Origin of the sequence: Mycobacterium colombiense, assembly GCF_001665835.1 — a bacterium.
GTDB classification, from domain to species: Bacteria; Actinomycetota; Actinomycetes; order Mycobacteriales; family Mycobacteriaceae; genus Mycobacterium; species Mycobacterium colombiense_A.
Genome location: NZ_LZSX01000025.1, coordinates 221,989 through 243,025 on the forward strand (window position 1 = coordinate 221,989; position 21,037 = coordinate 243,025).

The 21,037-nt window shown below is 67.2% G+C and carries 18 protein-coding genes and 2 tRNA genes; 3 read left to right on the forward strand and 17 right to left on the reverse strand.

Annotated elements, in window-relative coordinates:
* Positions 1–293 precede the first annotated feature (293 nt).
* From ndk to clpX, 13 genes are all read right to left on the reverse strand, one after another.
* Entirely contained in the window at positions 294–704 is a 411-nt protein-coding gene (ndk, locus tag A5760_RS05385) for a nucleoside-diphosphate kinase (protein ID WP_064878382.1), read from the reverse strand.
* An 86-nt stretch (positions 705–790) separates the two neighbouring features.
* The gene (locus tag A5760_RS05390; protein WP_064878384.1) at positions 791–1,168 is read right to left on the reverse strand and encodes a DUF4233 domain-containing protein; all 378 of its coding nucleotides are present in this window, start codon (positions 1,166–1,168) and stop codon (positions 791–793) included.
* Positions 1,165–2,637, reverse strand: a complete 1,473-nt coding sequence (folC, locus tag A5760_RS05395; protein ID WP_064878455.1) for a bifunctional tetrahydrofolate synthase/dihydrofolate synthase — start codon at positions 2,635–2,637, stop codon at positions 1,165–1,167. The genes A5760_RS05390 and folC overlap by 4 nt, the downstream gene beginning before the upstream one ends.
* A 7-nt stretch (positions 2,638–2,644) precedes the next feature.
* Positions 2,645–5,302: a valine--tRNA ligase gene (locus tag A5760_RS05400; protein ID WP_064878386.1), complete on the reverse strand. Its 2,658-nt coding sequence runs from the start codon at positions 5,300–5,302 to the stop codon at positions 2,645–2,647.
* 77 nt (positions 5,303–5,379) lie between these two features.
* Positions 5,380–5,988, reverse strand: coding sequence for a LysM peptidoglycan-binding domain-containing protein (locus tag A5760_RS05405; RefSeq protein WP_064878388.1), 609 nt, complete (start codon positions 5,986–5,988; stop codon positions 5,380–5,382).
* Between the two features lie 170 nt (positions 5,989–6,158).
* A complete protein-coding gene (locus A5760_RS05410; protein ID WP_064878390.1) occupies positions 6,159–6,758 on the reverse strand; it encodes a DUF937 domain-containing protein in 600 nt (199 codons plus the stop codon).
* A gap of 110 nt (positions 6,759–6,868) precedes the next feature.
* A complete protein-coding gene (locus A5760_RS05415; RefSeq protein ID WP_064878392.1) occupies positions 6,869–8,125 on the reverse strand; it encodes a saccharopine dehydrogenase family protein in 1,257 nt (418 codons plus the stop codon).
* Between the two features lie 109 nt (positions 8,126–8,234).
* Entirely contained in the window at positions 8,235–8,795 is a 561-nt protein-coding gene (locus A5760_RS05420) for a transglycosylase family protein (RefSeq protein WP_064878457.1), read from the reverse strand.
* Between the two features lie 435 nt (positions 8,796–9,230).
* Entirely contained in the window at positions 9,231–9,431 is a 201-nt protein-coding gene (locus A5760_RS05425) for a hypothetical protein (protein WP_064878394.1), read from the reverse strand.
* A 465-nt stretch (positions 9,432–9,896) separates the two neighbouring features.
* Positions 9,897–10,502 (reverse strand): molybdenum cofactor guanylyltransferase, encoded by a 606-nt coding sequence (mobA, locus tag A5760_RS05430; protein WP_064878459.1) that lies wholly within the window; start codon positions 10,500–10,502, stop codon positions 9,897–9,899.
* Positions 10,503–10,515: 13 nt separating this feature from the next.
* Positions 10,516–11,607, reverse strand: a complete 1,092-nt coding sequence (locus tag A5760_RS05435; RefSeq protein WP_064878396.1) for a 2-oxoacid:ferredoxin oxidoreductase subunit beta — start codon at positions 11,605–11,607, stop codon at positions 10,516–10,518.
* 107 nt (positions 11,608–11,714) lie between these two features.
* Positions 11,715–13,670: a 2-oxoacid:acceptor oxidoreductase subunit alpha gene (locus tag A5760_RS05440; RefSeq protein WP_155764216.1), complete on the reverse strand. Its 1,956-nt coding sequence runs from the start codon at positions 13,668–13,670 to the stop codon at positions 11,715–11,717.
* A gap of 310 nt (positions 13,671–13,980) precedes the next feature.
* Positions 13,981–15,261: an ATP-dependent Clp protease ATP-binding subunit ClpX gene (gene clpX / locus A5760_RS05445; RefSeq protein ID WP_064878398.1), complete on the reverse strand. Its 1,281-nt coding sequence runs from the start codon at positions 15,259–15,261 to the stop codon at positions 13,981–13,983.
* 330 nt (positions 15,262–15,591) lie between these two features.
* On the opposite strand from clpX, the gene mmuM reads away from it, so the two are divergent.
* Positions 15,592–16,482: a homocysteine S-methyltransferase gene (gene mmuM / locus A5760_RS05450; RefSeq protein WP_196771992.1), complete on the forward strand. Its 891-nt coding sequence runs from the start codon at positions 15,592–15,594 to the stop codon at positions 16,480–16,482.
* Here mmuM and clpP2 read toward each other — a convergent pair.
* The 4 genes from clpP2 to A5760_RS05470 form a co-directional block, all read right to left on the reverse strand.
* Positions 16,479–17,114, reverse strand: a complete 636-nt coding sequence (clpP2, locus tag A5760_RS05455; protein ID WP_007774151.1) for an ATP-dependent CLP protease proteolytic subunit ClpP2 — start codon at positions 17,112–17,114, stop codon at positions 16,479–16,481. The two genes, mmuM and clpP2, sit on opposite strands and share 4 nt — an antisense overlap.
* Positions 17,111–17,701: an ATP-dependent CLP protease proteolytic subunit ClpP1 gene (gene clpP1, locus A5760_RS05460; protein ID WP_064878402.1), complete on the reverse strand. Its 591-nt coding sequence runs from the start codon at positions 17,699–17,701 to the stop codon at positions 17,111–17,113. Before clpP1 ends, clpP2 begins: the two co-directional genes overlap by 4 nt.
* A gap of 125 nt (positions 17,702–17,826) precedes the next feature.
* Positions 17,827–19,266, reverse strand: coding sequence for a trigger factor (gene tig / locus A5760_RS05465; RefSeq protein ID WP_064878404.1), 1,440 nt, complete (start codon positions 19,264–19,266; stop codon positions 17,827–17,829).
* Between the two features lie 79 nt (positions 19,267–19,345).
* A tRNA-Pro gene (locus A5760_RS05470) sits at positions 19,346–19,422 on the reverse strand.
* A 148-nt stretch (positions 19,423–19,570) separates the two neighbouring features.
* Here A5760_RS05470 and A5760_RS05475 point away from each other — a divergent pair.
* A tRNA-Gly gene (locus tag A5760_RS05475) sits at positions 19,571–19,641 on the forward strand.
* A gap of 32 nt (positions 19,642–19,673) precedes the next feature.
* The gene (locus A5760_RS05480) at positions 19,674–20,864 is read left to right on the forward strand and encodes a serine hydrolase domain-containing protein (protein ID WP_064878406.1); all 1,191 of its coding nucleotides are present in this window, start codon (positions 19,674–19,676) and stop codon (positions 20,862–20,864) included.
* Positions 20,865–21,037 lie beyond the last annotated feature (173 nt).

Sequence of the window (21,037 nt, forward strand, 5' to 3'; positions counted from 1 at the left end):
GGCCACGCGAGGGCTTCGCTATGGACCCGGGCCACTTCTCCCGGGCTTGTAATGGTCTCGCCCCGAGCGGCCCAGGATCAGGACCCACTCGGCGCCGTGCTGAATGACGGCCTGACATGCAGCGAACCAAGGCGACGGGGCTATGATCGCGCTTGTCTAAGTCTTCATTCGGGTGTCTGACACCGGTCCGGCGACGTTCACCCGAGACCAGTATCCCACATCACGTAGCCGTCCCAGCCACACCTGATGCTGCCCGCTTCAGCAAAGTCGCTCGGGACGGCGTCGCCGCAGCTCTAGGCGTTGGGAAACCAGAGCGCGATTTCGCGCTTCGCGGACTCCACCGAGTCCGACCCGTGCACCAGGTTGAACTGGGTCTCCAGCCCGAAGTCGCCGCGAATCGTGCCGGGGATCGCCTTCTCCACCGGGTCGGTACCGCCCGCGAGCTGCCGAAACGCCGCGATCGCCCGCGGCCCCTCCACGATGGCCGCCACCACCGGTCCCGAGGTGATGAACTCCAGCAGCGACTCGAAGAAGGGCTTGCCGTCGTGTTCCGCGTAGTGCTGGGCGGCGAGGTCGCGGCCGACGGGCCGCAGCTCCAGCGCAGCGATGGAAAGGCCTTTGCGCTCGATGCGGGCGATGATCTCCCCCACCAGCTGCCGCTGCACGGCGTCGGGCTTGATCAGTACCAATGTCCGTTCGGTCACGGCGGACAGCGTACATAACCAGGAGGCATTGGGTCGGGCGACGGCGGCCGGGCCCTGCTCGGGTGGTTTCCGCGTCTGCTGCCGGCCTACTGCTGCCTGCGCCGGACCTCGGCCCGGAAGTAGGCGATCAAGCCCCACAGGCCAGTGAACAGCACGCCGATGAACCCCACCCCCGGGTAGACCGCGAAGCCGGCGAGCAGGATCACCTGCACGCCGAGGTTGGCCCAGATCGCCCAGGGTTTGCGCTGCACCCCGGCCATCAAGATCAGCAGCGTGGCCAGCCCGATCAGGTACACCAGCGACGCCGTCGTCAGGCCGCCGCCGACCGCGCCGACCACCGGGATCGCCAGCAGCACCACGATCGCTTCCAGAAACAGCGTCAGGGCCATCACCGCGCCGAAGCTGCGCCACGGGTCGGCCGGCGCCTGGGCCCGCTCCTCGGGGTTCTCGGGCACGTCCGTCATTGCGGATCACGACCGAACAGGGTCCGCGCCGCCCCGGCGGTCACCACCGACCCGGTGATGACGATGCCGGTGCCGGAGAAGGCTTCGGCTGGTCCGTCCGCCGCGGCGTCGTCGACCAGTGCGGTCGCGACGTCGATGGCCTCGCGCAGGTTCTCGGCGGTGCTCACCCGGTCGGGCCCGAACCGCTCGCGCGCCGCCAGGGCCAGCGACTCGACGTCGAGCGCCCGCGCGGATCCGTTGTGGGTCACCACGACAGCGTCGAACACCGGCTGCAGGGCGGCCAGGATGCCGTCGACGTCCTTGTCCGCGAGCACGCTGAGCACCCCGACGAGATAGCGGAAGTCGAATTCGTCGGCCAGGGTCTGCGCCAGCGCGGTCGCACCGGCGGGGTTGTGCGCGGCGTCGAGGAACACGGTGGGGGCGCTGCGCATCCGCTCCAGCCGGCCGGGGCTGGTGACGGCGGCGAAGCCGGCGCGCACCGCCTCGACGTCGAGCTGACGCTGCGCGCCGGCGCCGAAGAACGCCTCGACGGCCGCGAGGGCCAGCACGGCGTTGTGCGCCTGGTGTTCGCCGTGCAGCGGCAGGTAGACATCGGAATACACCCCACCCAGGCCCTGCAGCTGCAGCACCTGCCCGCCGATCGCGACCTGACGGCCCAGGACGGCGAACTCGGAGTCCTCGCGGGCCACCGCGGCGTCGGCTTGGACGGTCTGGGTCAACAGGACCTCCATCGCCTCGGGGGCCTGACGCCCGATGACGGCGACGGTATCGGGTGCACCCTCGGGCGCCCGGGTGATGATGCCGGCCTTCTCCCCCGCGATGGCGGGGAGATCGTCGCCCAGGTATTCGACGTGGTCGATGGAGATCGGAGTGATGACCGCGACGGGGGCGTTGATCACGTTGGTGGCATCCCAGCGTCCGCCCATGCCCACCTCGACCACGGCGACGTCGACGGGGGCGTCCGCGAACGCGGCGAACGCCATCGCGGTCAGCACCTCGAACTTGCTCATCGCGGGGCCGCCCTCGGCCTGCGACTGCGCGTCGACCATCTGCACGAACGGCTCGATCTCGCGGTAGGTCGCCACGTACTGCGCCGGGCTGATCGGCTTGGAGTCGATCGAGATGCGTTCCACCGCCGATTGCAGGTGCGGGCTGGTGGTGCGCCCGGTGCGCCGCTGCAACGCGGTGATCAGCGCGTCGATCATCCGCGCCACCGAGGTCTTGCCGTTGGTGCCCGCGACATGGATCGACGGGTAGGCCAGTTGCGGCGAGCCCAGCAGGTCCATCAGCGCGCTGATCCGGGTCAGGCTCGGCTCGATCTTGGTCTCCGGCCAGCGCTGGTCCAGCAGGTGCTCGACCTGCAACAGCGACGCGATCTCGTCCGGGGTGGGGGCCGGGTCGGGGATCTCGGCGGGAACCTCGCCCTGCGGCCAGTCGGGGTCCTGCGGCCAGTCGGGCGGCTCGGTCATCGGACCCTCACTGCAGCCCGGCCAGCCGCGCATTGATCCGCTCGGTTTCCTCCTGGGCCAGGCGCTGACGATCGCGGATCTTGTCGACGACGTTTTGCGGGGCCTTGCCCAGGAATTCGTCGTTGGCCAATTTGGCAGTGGTCGATGCCAGCTCCTTGTGCGCCGCGGCCAGATCCTTTTCCAGCCGGCGACGTTCGGCGGCGACGTCGATGGTGCCGGAGGTGTCGAGTTCGACGACGACGGTGCCGCCGCTGAGCCGCACCTCCACCGACGCCGACGGGCGAAACTCCGGGCCCGCGGCGGTGAGCCACGCCAGCGACGTCACCGCGCTCACCTGGGTGCTCAGATCGGATTCGTCGACACCGGCCATCCGCGCCGGCACCTTCTGCCGGTCCGCCAGGCCCTGATCGCTGCGGAACCGGCGCACCTCGGTAACCAGCTTCTGCATGTCGGTAATCCGCTGTGCCGCAACCTTATCCAGGATGATCCCGGACGACCGCGGCCAGTCGGCGATCACCAGCGATTCCTGGGCCTCGTCGCCGGTCAGCGCCTGCCACAGCGCCTCGGTGATGAAGGGGATCACCGGGTGCAGCAACCGCAACAGGGTATCCAGCACCGCCGCCAGCACGGCCGTGGTGTGCGTGATCCCTTCGGCCAGTTGCGTCTTGGCCAATTCGACGTACCAGTCACAGAATTCGTCCCACGCGAAGTGGTAGAGCGCCTCGCAGGCGCGACTGAACTCGTAGCTGTCGAACGCCGAATCAACCTCCGCGCGAACCTCTTCCAGCCGCCCGAGAATCCACCGGTCGGCGTCGGTGAGCTCGGCCGCCGCGGGCAGCGGGGCCAGCTTCGCGCCGTTGAGCAGCGCGTAGCGGGTGGCGTTGAACAGCTTGGTGCAGAAGTTGCGCGACGCGCGGACGTGGTCCTCGCCGACCGCCAGGTCGCCGCCGGGGCTGGCGCCGCGGGCCAGCGTGAACCGCAGCGCGTCGGCGCCGAAAGCGTCCACCCAGTCCAGCGGGTCGATGACGTTGCCCTTGGACTTGCTCATCTTGCGACCGGACTCGTCGCGGATCAGCCCGTGCAGGAAGACATCGGTGAACGGCACCTGCGGACCGCGGCGGCCGTCCAAGGTGATGGCCTCGTCGTCGCCGACGAAGGTGCCGAACATCATCATCCTGGCCACCCAGAAAAACAGGATGTCATAGCCGGTAACCAGAACGCTTGTGGGATAGAACTTTTCGAGCTCCAGGGTCCTATCGGGCCAGCCCAGCGTGGAGAACGGCCACAGCCCCGAGGAGAACCAGGTGTCCAGCACGTCGGGATCCTGTTCCCAACCCTCCGGCGGCGTCTCGTCGGGACCGACGCAGCGCTGTTCACCGTTGGGGCCGTACCAGATCGGGATGCGGTGGCCCCACCACAGCTGACGCGAGATACACCAGTCGTGCATGTCGTCGACCCAGGCGAACCAGCGCGGTTCCAGGCTGGCGGGGTGAATCACGGTGTCCCCGTTGCGCACCGCGTCACCGGCGGCCTTGGCGAGCGATTCCACCCGGACCCACCACTGCAGGGACAGGCGCGGTTCGATCGGCTCGCCGGTGCGCTCGGAGTGCCCGACGCTGTGCAGGTACGGCCGCTTCTCCTCGACGACCCGGCCCTCGGCCGCCAGTGCCTCGCGCACCGCGACCCGGGCCTGGAATCGGTCCATGCCGTCGAATTGCGTTCCGGTGTCGGTGATCCGGCCTTTGGTGTCCATGATCGAGATCATCGGCAGCTGATGCCGAACGCCGATCTCGAAGTCATTGGGGTCGTGCGCGGGCGTGACTTTGACTGCGCCGGTGCCGAATTCGGGATCAACGTGCTCGTCGGCAACCACCAGCAGCTGACGGTCCACAAACGGGTGCGGCAGGCTGGTGCCGACCAGCTGCCGGTAGCGTTCGTCGTCGGGATGCACCGCGATCGCGGTGTCGCCGAGCATCGTTTCCATCCGGGTGGTGGCCACCACGATGTGGGGTTGCGAGTCGTCCATCGAGCCGTACCGGAACGACACCAGCTCGCCTTCGACCTCTTGATAGTCGACCTCGATGTCCGAGATCGCCGTCTGCAGCACGGGCGACCAGTTGACCAGCCGCTCGGCCCGATAGATCAGTCCGGCGTCGTAGAGGCGCTTGAAGATCGCGCGGACCGCCCGCGACAGGCCCTCGTCCATGGTAAAGCGATCGCGGCTCCAGTCCACGCCGTCGCCGAGCCGGCGCATCTGGCCGCCGATGGCGCCGCCGGACTCTCGCTTCCAGTCCCAGACCTTTTCGATGAACAGCTCTCGACCGAAGTCCTCTTTGGTCTTGCCGTCGAGCGCGAGCTGCTTTTCCACCACGCTCTGCGTCGCGATCCCGGCGTGGTCCATGCCCGGCTGCCACAGCACCTCATAACCCTGCATCCGCTTGCGCCGGGTCAGGGCGTCCATCATGGTGTGTTCGAGCGCATGGCCCATGTGCAGGCTGCCGGTCACGTTCGGCGGCGGCAGCACAATCGAATAGCCGGGCTTGGTGCTGTTGGCGTCCGCCGTGAAGTAGCCCGCGTCCACCCACTTCTGGTAGATCGCGCTTTCTACCGCAGCGGGATCCCACGACTTGGGCAGGTCGGTGGCGGGGCTGCGGCTGGCGGTCACCCGTCAATTCTAGGGAGCGGTGTTTACCTTCATGTAAGCGCCCAAACCCGCAGGTGGCCGGGTCGGTTGCCCGGTGATCAGGGGATCGTGAGCACTTGGCCGGGCTGAATCAGGTCCGGGTTGGAGATGCCGCTGGCGTCGGCGATCGCCTGATATCGGTTGCCGTCACCGTAGAAGCGCTCCGCGATCGCCCACAGGGTATCGCCGGAGGCGACGGTGTAGGTCCGCGCCGCGGGCTCCGGCGCTGGCTCCGGCTCTGCGGCGACCTCGGCCGGGGCCTCTTCGGCGGCGGCATCCTCGGCCTGTGCGGCGGGCTCGTCGGCAGCGGCCTCGGGTGCCGGTGGCGGCGGGTTGTCGGTCTCTGTGTGCGTCGACCATGCCGGCCCGTCGGAGGCATACAGCACCAAGTTGCGGTCGTCTTGAAGCACGAGTTTGACGTCCTTCTTGCCCTTGGTGTCGGTATGCCAGACCGGTTTGTCCGCCGTGTAGAGGACGAAGTTGCCGTCGGGCTGCACCTCGGCGCGCACCACATTCTGGCCCTCGGTCGACGTGGACCACAAAGCCTGACCTCGCGAGGCCAGCACCAAGTTGCCGTCGTCCTCCAGGGTCAAGGTGTAGGCGCCGTTGTTGGAGGCGAGCGATTCCCCGCGCACAAGCTTTTGACCACCAGTAAGCGTGTCTGACATAGCATTACCTCTCTCATCAACGCAGTCCGGCCACGCCAAGGCCGAACATTGCTCGTACCCGCTAGGGGCTGTTCGATTTCTTATTGGGGCCTGGGCATCCCTCCCTCGACGCAATCGACATCACCCGGGAAATGCTGGTGAAGACTCCGCGTGGATTTTGCGGCGCTCGGCTACTTCTTGCCGCCGAGCAACCCACCGAGGATGTCGCCCAGCGCACCGCCCTTGCCGCCCAACACGTTTCCGAGGATGCCGCCAAAGGATTTGTCACCGGAACCGGCACCGAGGATGCTGCCCAGAACTTCACCCAGGGCGCCACCCGAAGCGGCCTGCGTTGTCCGAGGAACCGTTTCCGGCGACCCCCGGCCCCCCGAATTCATCTGTTTTCCGATGTATGCCAACACGATCGGGACCAAGACCGGCAGCAACTGCTTGAGCATGTCGCTGTTACCGGCGCCTCCCTTGGCCAGGGCCGACGCGACTTGATCGGCGTCGTTGCCACCGAAGATCGTCGCGATCGCCTGCCGACCGTCGCCGGCGTCAACCTGCCCGACGTCGCCGCCGGCGTCGAGCAGGCCACGGGCGGCGTGGCTCGTGGCAGCGGACTCGATCCGGTCGGCTGCCGCGGGATCCTGCGAGTTCTGGTGAAGGCCGCTCAGCAGCACCGGCACCAGTGTGTGAACCGCGCTCACGACTTCGTCTTCGTTCGCGCCGAGCCTTGTCGCGATTTCAGATGTAGGGATCTGGGCGTACAGATCATCAAGACCGGCCATCGGGGGTCACCCGCCTCTATCGCTGGATGTATGAGCCAAGTCAGATACGACACTAGACTCATGCGGCCCCACACAACAGCCCTCGCGGTGGGCGGTGCAACGCAGCCGGATCAGTGCAGCCGCTCGACCTCCAATGCCACGCCCGCGGCGGGGAACCGGTCCAGCAGCGCGTCGCCCATCGCGGCCGCGGGGGTGAGAACGCCGTGCAGATCCGGGAGCTTGTCGCGGTCCACGGCCAGCGCGAGGCCGCACTCCCCCAGCAACACCGAAGTCGCCTTGTAGCCCGGGTCGCCGCGCTGTTCCATGCGCGCCATGTAACGGGCGCCGGTGGTTGTGGTGGTGAAGGTCTCGATCCGGTAATAGCCGCGTTCGCGGGTGGCCTCGCTCGGGCCGGTTCCCGGTTTGGGCACGATGCGCTCCACCAGTTTGCGTGGCAGCAGCCGGAAATACCGGCTGCCCAATCCGAAGGTCGCGGCGCCGACCCCGCCCACCACCGCGGACGCCACCGGAGCCAGCGGCGACGAGCCCAGGCTCATGCTTTCGCTGTACCGCAACTGGCGTCCGTAGGCCCAGTCCAGCAATGCGTTGCTGCGCCGCACAATTCGCGTGTTGTAGGGAGCCATCAGGAAGCCCGACGTCCACAACCCGGCCAGCTCCGGCGCGATCCGACGACCCCGGCGCCAGGGCAGATCGGGCTGGGGGCCGATTTCAGGTTCGGCGCCGCGGTCGGTGGTCAGCGTGTACGGGTCGGCGAGCTGGCGGCGGGCGTCGGGATCGCGGGAGGCCGTATCGAGCACTTCCAGCATCGACGCGACGGTTCCGCCGGACACGCCGCCGGAGAAGGAGCGGACCACCAGGTCGGTGTCGCCGAGCTCTCCGGCGCCCTCGTCCCGCGCCGCCCGGTAGAGCGCATACACGCTGAGGTCCGAAGGGACCGAATCGAATCCGCACGCGTGCACAATCCGGGCGCCGGTGTCCGCCGCCTGCTTGTGGTACAGGTCGATGCTTTCGCGGACGAACATCGCCTCGCCGGTCAGGTCGGCGTAGTCGGTGCCCGCGCCGGCGCAGGCAGCCACCAGCGGCAGCCCATAGCGGGTGTAGGGCCCGACCGTGGTGATGACGACCTGGGTGCGGGCGGCCATCTCGTCGAGAGTCGAGGGCGACGACGCGTCGGCGTTCAGGATGGGCCACGACTGCGCGCTGTCGCCGAGCGTGTCGCGGACGGCGCGCAACCGGTCGGCCGATCTTCCGGCCAGCGCGATCCGCCTGTCCGGTGCCGAGCCGGCCAGGTATTCGGCGGTGAGTTTTCCGACGAAGCCGGTCGCCCCGTACAGCACAATGTCGAATTCGCGCGGCGTTGCGGTCACGGGCCCGACGCTACCCGACGCCGGGTGTCGTACCCCCTGGAGCTAAGGAGTGCCGGGCGTGAGGCCCGGCACTCCTTATATGTATGACAGCGAAGCCGTCGGCTGCGGCTCAGCCGCGGCGGCCGCAGACCGGCCACGCGCCGATGCCCTGCGAATGCAGCACGTTCTCGGCGACCCGGATCTGCTCGTCGCGGCTCGCGCCTGAGGGGGAACCCGACCCACCGTTGGCGCGCCAGGTGCTCGGGGTGAACTGCAGGCCACCGGCGAAGCCGTTACCGGTGCTGATCCCCCAGTTGCCACCCGACTCGCACTGCGCGATGGCATCCCAGTTCACGCTGTACGCGCGGTGGGCGGGAGGCGGCGGGACGTCCGGGCCAGGCGGAGGTGCAGCCGGGGCCGGCGGCGGCGGAGCGTCCGGAGCCGGGGGCGGCGGAGCGTCCGGAGCCGGCGGCGGCGGAGCGTCCGGAGCCGGCGGCGGCGGAGCGTCTGGAGCCGGCGGCGGCGGAGCGTCTGGAGCCGGCGGCGGCGGAGCGTCCGGTGCGGGGCCGGCGGCCGGCGCGTTGGGGTCGAAGCCCACCGCTTCCGGGTCCGCGTGCGCGGTGGCCGATGGGATGGTCACGAGCGTGCCCGTGACCGCTGCAAGAATGAGCGTCTTTCGGACGTTCTTCAAGTTTGTTCCTTTCGCGGTGCGCGCGCGCCAAAGCAAGCCCACGGATGTGGGCTGAAGCTGTCTGGTTGATGCCTGCTTTGAAACGTGCCGTCTGGGTCAGGCACGGCAGCGGCGGGCCAAGTCTGCCCGGCGGGTGTTACCCACCGACCACGGTCGGGCTTTCGCCGTCCATGGCGCCGCTCGCACGCGGGTCCGTGGATTCAATTATTTGATTACTCTTCCGTAACCCGTTCTGGGCTAACAGGGACCGTAGAAGACCTCGGCCCATTCGTCATCTTCGGGAATCAGATATCTCGTTTCGGTAACGGGCCGATTACACCCCGGTATCCCGCCCATTTGTGCAGGTCATAGCGGCGTTTTCCGAAACGGCGCTCGGGCGGAACGGCCAAACAAATGGTGAGCCGAATCACCAGAGTTTTGTGAGCTGGCGCACGTTTATTTGCCGTGCTGCCACCGATTGGCCAGCGCTTCAATGGATCCGAACACGCTGGCCGCAAACCAGCGCAGAATACCGGAAGTTATGCGCGCCGCAAGGCACCCGCCCAACTGAGCGATCACGAACGCCGGATGATATTTACTTCCACTGCGCGCCAGCACAATTCGATTGACGCCATCGCGCGCGACCGCGTCTTCCATACTGACAGCGCTTGCTCGACGTATTGCCGTGCTCGACAACGCTTTTCACTAATAATGCACGGCTCCAACAGTTTTCGAGCGTGCTTCCGACACAGTCAAGGACTCACGATCGACACCCAGCGAGGCGCCACCAACCGGGTAACGCCGATCGAGAGGGGCGCGCGATTTCAAAAAGTCGATTTTGCTGAAAAGGCTTACGCCTCTTAGCTGAAGCCCCGGGCGTGGTGCGCCGCCCGACGCGGCCGATGCAATTCAGAGGTCCCTCAAATCGCCACTGCCGCAACAGATCACGATGCCCAGCCAAGAAATATGCAGGATTGAGGCCTCCGCCTTCATACCGAAATGCGCGGCGCAAATTCCAGGAATGGCGAAATAATAATCGCCGTGTTTACGGCGCGCGTTGTCAGTGGCGTCGAATTGCCGAAGCGTAGAGTCCGCCGGCTCGATCGGCCCGGCGCTTCGCCGTCAGTTCCGCGACTGCGCCAGAGCGAGCAGGTCGCTCTCCGTGTTGACGTTGGCGAGGAAGCGCGATTCCGGCAGCACGATCTGCTGGGCGTCCGAGGCGTCGATCAGGGCGCGCATGGAACGGGCGCCGCCTGCGACCAGGCCATCGATCCGCCCGGCCAGGTCGGTGCGGTACACCGCAGCCAGGTAGTGGCTGCGACCGTCCCACGGCAACACGATCTCGGCGTTGGTCTCGGTGGCCAGCTGCACCAGCTCGTCGATCAATTCCGCAGACAGCAGCGGCATGTCGACGGCGCAGACGAAGGCATACCGGGCGCCCGCCTCCGCGGCCGCCCGCAACCCGCGTCCGGTCGCCGGCAGCGGTCCCTGGCCGCGCACCTCGTCGCGGACGACCTGCGCCTGCACCGCGGGCAATGGTTGGCCCGGCGCTGCCATCACGAAAACCGGCTCGCAGCGCTGCGCGAGGACCCCCGCAACGTATTCGAGGAGCGTGGCGGCGCCGCCGGGGCCGGGCAGGGTGGCCTTGTCGCGGCCCATGCGCCGCGATTCACCGCCGGCCAGCACGATGCCCGCTAGCGACCCGGCCTTTTTCTCTGTGTCGGGCATCTGGTCGCCCACGTCAGTCGACGGTCCAGGTGTCGCGCCCGCGCAGCAGCGATTGCAGCGCGGCGGAGTCGAACGCCTTCGCCGACTGGGCCGCCTGCACCTGTGCGCGTGCCGCGTCGTCGTAGGTGGGCCGGCTGATGTTGCGGAAGATGCCGAGCACGGTGTGATCGAGGTTCTGGTCCGACAACCGGGACAGGGCGAAGGCGTAGGCCGAGTTGTCGCTGTGCGCGTCATGCACCACGATCTCGTCGACCGACACGTCGGCCGTCTTGGCCACCTCCAGGCCGAAGCCCGACTTCACCACGCAGTATTCGCCGTTGGCGCCGAACACAATTGGCTCGCCCTGGCGGACGTTGATGACCCGCTCCTCGGCGCCTTCCTTGCGCAGCGCGTCGAACGAGCCGTCGTTGAAGATCGGGCAGTCCTGCAGGATCTCGACCACGGCGGCGCCGCGGTGCCCGGCGGCGGCGCGCAGCACCTCGGTCAGCCCGTTGCGGTCGGAGTCCAGCGCGCGGCCGACGAAGGTCGCTTCGGCGCCCAGCGCCAGGGACACCGGGTTGAACGGGTGGTCCAGCGATCCCATCGGGGTCGACTTGGTGACCTTGCCGACCTCTGACGTCGGCGAGTACTGCCCCTTGGTCAGACCGTAGATCCGATTGTTGAACAGCAGGATGGTGATGTTGACGTTGCGGCGCAGCGCGTGAATCAGGTGATTACCCCCGATCGATAACGCGTCGCCGTCACCCGTGACCACCCACACCGAGAGGTCCTCGCGGGCCAGCGCCAAACCGGTGGCGATGGCCGGTGCGCGGCCGTGGATCGAGTGGAAACCGTAGGTTTCGAGGTAGTACGGGAACCGGCTCGAGCAGCCGATGCCGCTGATGAACACGATGTTCTCGCGGCGCAGCCCGAGGTCGGGCAGGAAGTTGCGGATGGTGTTCAGGATGACGTAGTCCCCGCAGCCCGGGCACCAGCGGACCTCTTGGTCACTGGTGAAGTCCTTGGACTTCTGCGGCTGGTCCGTGGTGGGGACCCCGTCGTTTTTGGTCAACTTCGCGGTCACACCGAGGTCTTTGCCCGCCAGGTTGCCGATCACGTCAGTCACGAGCGCCGCTCCTCCTCATCGCTTCGCTCTGCATTGTCGCGGCGCATGTCACGAGCACCGCTCCCTCATCGCTTCGCTCTTGTCGTTGCCGACCGGAACCACTGCGCTCATGCGCCGGCTCCGACCGTTGCTGCCGCCATCTTGGCGACCATGGTCTTGTCGTTCTCCACTTCGGCCAGCGTCCCGCCCAGCGCGGCGCGGATGACGCGGCCGATCTCGTCGGCCAGGAAGGCGACACCCTGCACCTTGCTCACCGATTGCACGTCGACCAGGTATTTGCCACGCAGCAGGAACGCCAGCTGACCGAGGTTCATTTCCGGCGCCACCACCTGCGGGTAGCGCCGCAGCACCTCACCGACGTTGGCCGGGAAGGGGTTGAGGTAGCGCAAGTGGGCGTGCGCCACCTTGATGCCCTTGCGCCGCGCGCGCCGGCAGGCCTCACCGATCGGGCCATACGAGCTGCCCCAGCCGATCAGCAGCAGCTCGGCGTCGCCGGTCGGGTCGTCGACCTCCAGATCGGGGACGGAGATCCCGTCGATCTTGGCCTGGCGCAACCGGACCATCAGGTCGTGGTTGACCGGCTCGTAGGAGATGTTGCCGGAGCCGTTCGCCGCTTCCAGCCCGCCGATGCGGTGCTCGAGCCCCGGGGTGCCGGGCACGGCGAATTGCCGCGCCAGCGTCTCCGGGTCACGCGCGTAGGGCTGGAACGGTTCGTCCGGGTTGGCGAAGGTGTGCGTGATGGGCTGCAGCGTGCTGACGTCCGGAATGCGCCACGGCTCTGACCCATTGGCGATCGCGCCGTCGGACAGGACGATCACCGGGGTGTGGTAGGACACCGCGATGCGCGCCGCCTCGAGCGCGGTCTCGAAGCAGTCCGAGGGTGAGCGTGGGGCCAGCACCGCGACGGGTGACTCGCCGTTGCGGCCGAACAACGCCTGCAGCAGGTCGGCCTGTTCGGTCTTGGTGGGCAGCCCGGTCGAGGGCCCGCCGCGCTGCACGTCGACGACGAGCAGCGGCAGCTCGGTCATCACGGCCAGCCCGAGCGCTTCGGACTTGAGCGAGATGCCCGGGCCGGACGTGGTGGTGACGCCCAGCGCACCGCCGTAGGAGGCGCCGATGGCCGCGCAGATGCCACCGATCTCGTCCTCGGCCTGAAAGGTTATGACGTTGAAGTTCTTGTGCTTGGACAGCTCGTGCAGGATGTCGGAGGCCGGCGTGATCGGGTAGCTACCGAGCATGACCGGGATGTCCGCCAGCTGACCGGCCGCCACGATGCCGTACGCCAGCGCGGTGTTGCCCGAGATCTGGCGGTATTCGCCCGACGGCAGGGTCGCCCGGGACACCTCGTAGGTGGTGCCGAAGGCCTCGGTCGTTTCGCCGTAGTTCCAGCCCGCCTTCAGCGCCAGCACGTTGGTCTCGGCGACCTCGGGCTTGCGGGCGAACTTCTCCCGGATGAACTTCTCGCTGGTTTCGATCGGCCGCCCGTACATCCACGACAACAGGCCCAGCGCGAACATGTTCTTGGCGCGCTGGCCGTCCTTCTTGGTAGCGCCGATGGCCTCGACCGCCCCGAGCGTGAGCGTGGTCATCGCGACGGAATGCACAACGTAGTCGGACAACTCGTCGGTCTCGAGCGGGTTGGTGACGTAGCCGACCTTGGTCAGGTTGCGCTTGGTGAACTCGTCGGAGTTGGCGATCACCATTCCCCCACGGGGCAGGTCGCCGAGATTGGCTTTCAGCGCAGCGGGATTCATCGCGACGAGGACGTCGGGCCGGTCGCCGGCGGTCAGGATGTCGTAGTCGGCGATCTGAATCTGGAAGGACGAGACGCCGGGCAGCGTGCCTGCTGGGGCGCGGATCTCGGCGGGATAGTTGGGCTGGGTGGCCAGGTCGTTGCCGAAAAGGGCTGCCTCGGACGTGAAGCGATCACCGGTGAGCTGCATGCCGTCGCCGGAGTCCCCGGCGAAGCGAATGACGACCTGCTCGAGGCGCTGACGGGCAGATCCGTTGGGGGAAGCCCCATTCTGTGAGTGTGATCCGGCTCCGCTGCCGTTCGGATCCACGTCTTTGCCCTCCACTTTGTTCACCGGACAGACACTGCGCGCAAACTAGATTACGCCCGTGAAAGTGACTTTCCGGCCGTCTGGGTTTGATGTCACTGGAAGTATCAATTATGGCACTGATTTCCGGTCGGCATCGCCGTCCCTGAGCCGTCATCTCGGCCGCGTCGGCATCCAAAAGGCGACGTCAGCGACGTGCTACTGATCAGTAGCCCAGCAAACTGTGGCGTTGGTCACGTCAACGTGCGTCGCACGGGCAGCAAAACACGTCAGGCGGTCCGCACAATCGGCCCCGCCGGGAGACTGGACGGACTTAGGCGCTCTTGTCCCGGCGCTCGGAACGGGAAGGCTTGCGCGGCACGATCGTCGGCAAGACGTTGTCCTGGACGGTCTCCTTGGTCACCACGACCTTGGCGACGTCATCGCGGCTCGGGATGTCATACATCACCGGCAGCAGGACCTCTTCCATGATGGCCCGCAGGCCACGGGCGCCGGTGCCGCGGTGGATCGCCTGGTCGGCGATCGCTTCCAGGGCGTCGTCGGTGAACTCGAGCTCCACGTTATCCATCTCGAAGAGCCGGGTGTACTGCTTGACCAGCGCGTTCTTCGGCTCGGACAGGATCTTGACCAGCGACTCGCGATCCAAGTTGGTGACCGAGGCGACCACCGGAAGCCGGCCGATGAACTCGGGGATCAGGCCGAACTTGATCAGGTCCTCGGGCATCACTTCGGCGAAGTGGTCGGTGGTGTCGATCTCGGCCTTGGAGCGCACCTCGGCGCCGAAGCCCAGGCCGCGCTTGCCGACGCGCTCGTAAATGATCTTCTCCAGGCCCGCGAAGGCCCCGGCGACGATGAACAGCACGTTGGTGGTGTCGATCTGGATGAACTCTTGGTGTGGGTGCTTGCGCCCGCCCTGCGGGGGAACCGAGGCCTGGGTGCCTTCCAGGATCTTCAGCAGGGCCTGCTGGACGCCTTCTCCGGAGACGTCGCGGGTGATCGACGGGTTCTCGCTCTTGCGGGCGATCTTGTCGACCTCGTCGATATAGATGATGCCGGTCTCCGCGCGCTTGACGTCGTAGTCAGCGGCCTGGATCAGCTTGAGCAAGATGTTCTCGACGTCCTCACCGACGTAACCGGCTTCGGTCAGGGCGGTGGCGTCGGCGATCGCGAACGGGACGTTGAGCATCTTGGCGAGCGTCTGGGCGAGGTAGGTCTTGCCGCAACCGGTCGGTCCGAGCATCAGGATGTTGGACTTCGTCAGCTCGACCGGCTCGTGCCGCGAGTCGCGGCCCTTCTCACCGGCCTGGATCCGCTTGTAGTGGTTGTAGACCGCGACGGCCAGCGTCCGCTTGGCGGTGTCCTGCCCGATGACGTATCCCTCGAGGAACTCCCGGATCTCGACCGGCTTGGGAAGTTCATCAAGCTTCACGTCGTCGGCGTCGGCGAGCTCCTCTTCGATGATCTCGTTGCAGAGATCGATGCACTCATCGCAGATGTATACGCCGGGGCCAGCAATGAGCTTCTTGACCTGCTTCTGGCTCTTCCCGCAGAACGAGCACTTCAGCAGGTCACCGCCGTCTCCGATGCGCGCCATGGTGCTGAGGGCCTACTTCCTGTTCGCCGTTGGTCTTGCCTGTCCCCGCATGTATTCACCGACGCTACCCGTTTGTTCGGGCCCGACGCGACCATAAAGGCCGAATCGCGTCGGTGGTATTCATGCGTGTCCGTCTGGATGAAACATATAGCCAGACGGTGCCCGTCACTCGCGAAAGGCGCGCTTTGCGTGTCTTTGGCGTGTCGCGGTCGTAATGCGATCGAGGCCGACTGCCCTCCGACCTTGCTTCGGTGTGGAGGTGCCAACCCAACGCCAATCAATCGCGCGAGGCCTGGGCGGACCCCCAAGAATTCACCCTACAGTGGCGACGTGGGTTTGGCGGGGGGCTTTGCATGGCCCGACGGATCCGTGCTGCTCGACGGCGGCTTGGCCACCGAGCTCGAAGCGCGCGGCCATGACCTGTCCGACCCGCTATGGTCGGCGAGGCTGCTCGCGGACGCCCCGCAGGAGATCGCCGCCGTGCACGCCGCCTACTTTCGCGCCGGGGCCACGATCGCGACGACGGCCAGCTACCAGGCGTCGTTCGAGGGGTTCGCCGCCCGCGGGTTCGATCGCCGGGAGACGGCCGGGCTGCTGCGCCGCAGCGTCGAGCTCGCCAAGGCCGCGCGGGACGAATCCGGCGGCGGTGGGCTGCTCGTCGCCGCCTCGATCGGACCGTACGGCGCGGCGCTGGCCGACGGATCGGAGTACCGCGGGCGCTACGGCCTGTCGGTCGCGGCCCTGGCACGATGGCACCGCCCACGGCTGGAGACCCTGGCCGACGCCGGCGCGGACCTGCTGGCGTGCGAGACCGTGCCCGACATCGACGAGGCGCAGGCCCTGGTCGAGCTGGTGCGCTCGGTCGGGAAGCCGGCCTGGCTGAGCTACACCATCGAGGGCGACCGGACCCGCGCCGGGCAGTCGCTGTCCGACGCGTTCGCGGTGGCGGCCGGCGTCGACGAGATCGTCGCGGTCGGGGTGAACTGCTGCGCGCCCGATGACGTGTTGCCCGCGATCGCGCGCGCCGCAGCCGTCGGGAAGCCCGTCATCGTCTACCCGAACAGCGGTGAACGCTGGGACGCCTTGCGGCACAACTGGATCGGCCGGTCGCGGTTCAGCACGGACCTGGCAGGACAGTGGATTGCAGCCGGGGCCCGCATCGTCGGCGGATGCTGCCGGGTCGGGCCCACCGACATTGCCGACCTTCGCCGAAACCGCTAGGCGGTCTGCGCCGAAAGCTTCCGGTACTCCAGCACGGTGTCGATTATCCCGTAATCCTTGGCCTCTTCGGCGGTGAGGATCTTGTCCCGGTCGGTGTCCTTGCGGACCGTCGCGGCGTCCTTGCCGGTGTGGCGGGCCAGCGTGGTCTCCATCAGCGTGCGCATCCGCTCGATCTCGGCGGCCTGGATCTCCAGATCGGAGAACTGCCCCTGGATCACGCCCTGCAGCGAGGGCTGGTGGATGAGCACCCGGGCGTTGGGCAGCGCCATCCGCTTGCCCGGCGTCCCGGCGGCCAGCAACACCGCCGCCGCCGAGGCGGCCTGACCCAGGCACACCGTCTGGATGTCGGCGCGCACGTACTGCATGGTGTCGTAAATCGCCATCAGCGAGGTGAATCCACCACCGGGCGAGTTGATGTACATGGTGATATCGCGGTCGGGATCAAGCGACTCGAGCACCAGCAGCTGCGCCATGATGTCGTTCGCCGACGCGTCGTCGACCTGGACGCCGAGGAAGATGATGCGTTCCTCGAACAGCTTGTTATACGGGTTCGACTCCTTGACACCGAAGCTGGAGTGCTCGATGAACGAGGGCAGAATGTAGCGCGCCTGGGGCTGGGTTTCGGGGTTCACTGGGCTTCTCCATTGGTGATGTGGGCGGCGCGGGTGATGATGTGGTCGACGAAGCCGTATTCCAGGGCCTCCTGCGCGGTGAACCAGCGGTCGCGGTCCGAGTCGGCCTCGATGCGCTCCTGGGTCTGGCCGGTGAATTCCGCGTTGAGCCGGAACATCTCCTTCTTGATCACCGTGAACTGCTCGGCCTGGATGGCGATGTCGGCCGCGCTACCGGTCACCCCGCCGAGCGGCTGGTGCATCAGGATGCGGGCGTGCGGCAACGCGTACCGCTTGCCCTTGGTGCCGGCGGCCAACAAGAACTCACCCATCGACGCGGCCATGCCCATCGCGTAGGTGGCGATGTCGCACGGCGCCAACACCATGGTGTCGTAGATCGCCATCCCGGCGCTGATCGATCCGCCGGGTGAATTGATGTACAGCGAAATGTCCTTGGTGGCGTCCTCGGCGGCGAGCAGCAAAATCTGCGCGCACAGCCGATTGGCGATTTCGTCGCTCACCTCCGAACCCAGGAAGATGATGCGCTCGGACAGCAAGCGCTCATAGACCGAGTCCGTGAGGTTGAGACCCTGCGAGTTTGAACGCATGTCAGTCACGACTGGGTTACCTGCTTTCTCGAGATCCGTATTCACGACACTAACCAACCGAGCCGACTGTTTCGCGGCCACGCACCCCTGAAACGGGCACGTTCGCTCACAGCGTCATGGCGCGGTCACTCCCCGGCATCGGCCTCATCGGATTCGCCGGCCTCGCCCGAGTCCTCGTCGGCCGCCCCATTCGAATTGTCGGCCTCCTCCGCCTCGCCAGCCGGCTCGGCTGCGTCGGCCTCCGCTCGCTTGCCGAAGAATTCACTGGTGTCGATGGCGTTTCCGGCGGTATCGGTGACGGTCGCCGCCCGGATCACCTCGGCGATGGCCAGCGCCCGCCGCACATCGGCGAACATGGCCGGCAGCTGGTTGTTCTCCTGGAGGTATGCCACCAGCTGCTGGGGCTCGATGCCGTATTGCCGCGACGTCGCCACCAGGCGCTCGGTCAGGTCGTCCTGGCCAACCTGGACCTCCAGGTCGTCGGCCAGGGCGTCCAGCAGCAGCTGGCGCTTGACGTCCGTCTCGGCGGCGGTGCGCGTCTCGGTCTCGAACTCCTCGCGGGACTTGCCCTGCTGGGCCAGCACTTCCTCGAGCTTGGAATCGTCGTGGTCGAGGCTGTGCAGGGCGTTGTGCAGGGCGCTGTCGACCTGGGCCTTGACGATGGCCTCCGGCAGCGGCACCTCCACCTGTTCGAGCAGCGTGTCGAGGGCGGCCTCGCGAATGTTCTCGGCCTGCTGGGCGCGCTTGGTGCGGCCGACCTGCTCGCGCAGGTTGGACTTCATCTCCTCGATGGTGTCGAACTCGCTGGCCAGTTGCGCGAACTCGTCGTCGGGCTCGGGCAGTTCACGTTCCTTGATCGACTTGACCGTGACGGTCACCTGAGCGTCCTTGCCCGCGTGTTCGCCGGTCGCCAGCTGCGCGGTGAACTCCTTGGACTCGTCCACGGACAGACCGAGCAGCGCCTCGTCCAGGCCCGCGATGAGCCGGCCCGAGCCGACCTCGTGGGACAGGCCCTGCGCGGCGGCGCCCGGAATCTCTTCGCCGTCGATGGTGGCCGACAGGTCGATCGAGACGAAGTCACCGTCGGCGACGGGGCGGTCCACCCCGGTCAGGGTGCCGAATCGGGCACGCAGAGACTGCAGTTCGGCGTCCACGTCCTCGTCGCTGACCTCGATCGGGTCCACCGAGACCTTGAGCGCGCCGGGGTCCGGCAGGGTCAGCTTGGGGCGGACGTCGACCTCGGCGGTGAAGGCCAGCTCCGCGCCGTACTCCTTCTTGGTGACCTCGATCTCGGGCTGGCCCAGCGGGTGCACCTCGGATTCGGCGACGGCCTGACCGTACCGCGCGGGCAGCGCCTCGTTGACGACCTGATCGAGCATCGCCTCGCGGCCGAAGCGCGCCTCCAGCAACTTCGCCGGCGCCTTGCCCGGCCGGAACCCGGGCAGTCGCACCTGCCGGGCCAGCTCCTTGTAGGCGCGCTGGAAGTCGGGTTCGAGTTCCGAGAAAGGGACCTCCACGTTGATGCGCACCCGGGTGGGGCTCAACTGCTCGATGGTGCTCTTCACGGGTGTGCTCCTCAGTGCTCGTTCTTTGCTCGTTGTTGGCGGCCGGTGGCCCGTGCGCATGGCACGGGGCCGGTCGTGCTGGTCGGGGTGACAGGATTTGAACCTGCGGCCTTCCGCTCCCAAAGCGGATGCGCTACCAAGCTGCGCTACACCCCGCGCTGACCTCGATGATCCTAAGGCCCCTCAACACCGAGTTGGCCACGGGCTTCGCAGCGACGTCGCAGACCTCACGGAGCGATCACAAAACCGAGTCGATTAGATTTGATCTTCGTCGCCAGCTACAGTCACGCTCGACTAAATACATGCGGGCGTAGCTCAATGGTAGAGCCCTAGTCTTCCAAACTAGCTACGCGGGTTCGATTCCCGTCGCCCGCTCGGGCTAACTATCTGCTCGATAGAAAGGCGCCATGAGCGACCTGAAGACCGACGTGTCAATTCACGGGTCATGCGCCTCGGACTTTGCCGGAGTTCGCGACGCGTTCGAGCGCAATTTCACACTGGGCGATGAAGTCGGCGCCGCCGTCGCGGTGTGGGTCGACGGGTCTTTGGTCGTCAACCTGTGGGGTGGCTGGGCCGACGGGGCCCGCACCCGGCCGTGGCGGCAGAACACCCTCGCCACCGTGTTGTCCGGCACCAAGGGCCTGTCGGCCACCTGCGTGCACCAACTCGCCGACCGCGGCGAGCTGGACCTGCAAGCCCCGGTCGCCCACTACTGGCCCGAGTTCGGCCAGGCCGGCAAACAAGACATCACGCTGGCGATGGTAATGAGCCACCGTTCCGGGGTGATCGGCCCGCGCACCCGGATGCGGTGGGAGCAGGTCGCCGACTGGGACTACGTCTGCGATCAGCTGGCCGCCGCCGAGCCGTGGTGGGAGCCGGGCACTGCGCAGGGCTACCACATGACCACTTTCGGTTTCATCATGGGCGAGGTGTTCCGCCGGGTGACGGGCCGGACCATCGGCCAATACCTGCGCACCGAGATCGCCGAACCGTTCGGCGCCGACGTTCATATCGGGTTGCCGCTGAGCGAGCAGCAGCGCTGCGCCGAGCGGGTCAACAAGCCGCACGCCCGCGACCTGCTGGCCGAGGCGAAAGCCCCCGGCTATCCGACCAGCCTGGACCAGCACCCCAAGGCTGGACTGTCCATCTCGATGGGGTTCGCCCCCGATGACGAACTCGGCTCGCACGACCTGAACCTGTGGCGCGAACTCGAGTTCCCAGGCACCAACGGGCAGGTCTCGGCGCTGGGATTGGCGACGTTCTACAACGCGCTCGCCCAGGAGAAGGTGCTCAGCCGCGAGCACATGGACGTGGTGCGGGTCTGCCAGGGCGGGCTGGACACCGACCTGGTGCTGGGCCCGCGGGTCGCCGACCACGGCTGGGGCCTGGGCTACATGCTCAACCAGCGCTGCGTCAACGGACCCAACCCGCGGATCTTCGGCCACGGCGGGCTGGGCGGGTCCTTCGGGTTCGTCGACCTGGAGCACCGCATCGGGTACGCGTATGTGGCCAATCACTTCGACCCCACCAAGGCCAACGCGGACCCGCGCAGCCTGGTCCTGTCCAACGAGGTGTACTCCGTGCTGGGAGTCATCTAGCGCTGAAACGCAAACGCGCCCTGCCGGATATCGGCAGGGCGCATTCGGTTGCGTGGCTTATCGATCAGGGGTGCCAGCCTGGAGGCGGTGGCGGTCCGCCCGGGCCACCTGGGCCCCAAGGGCCACCCGGACGATCTTGTCTCTTATACACATCTGACGCTGCCGACGATCTA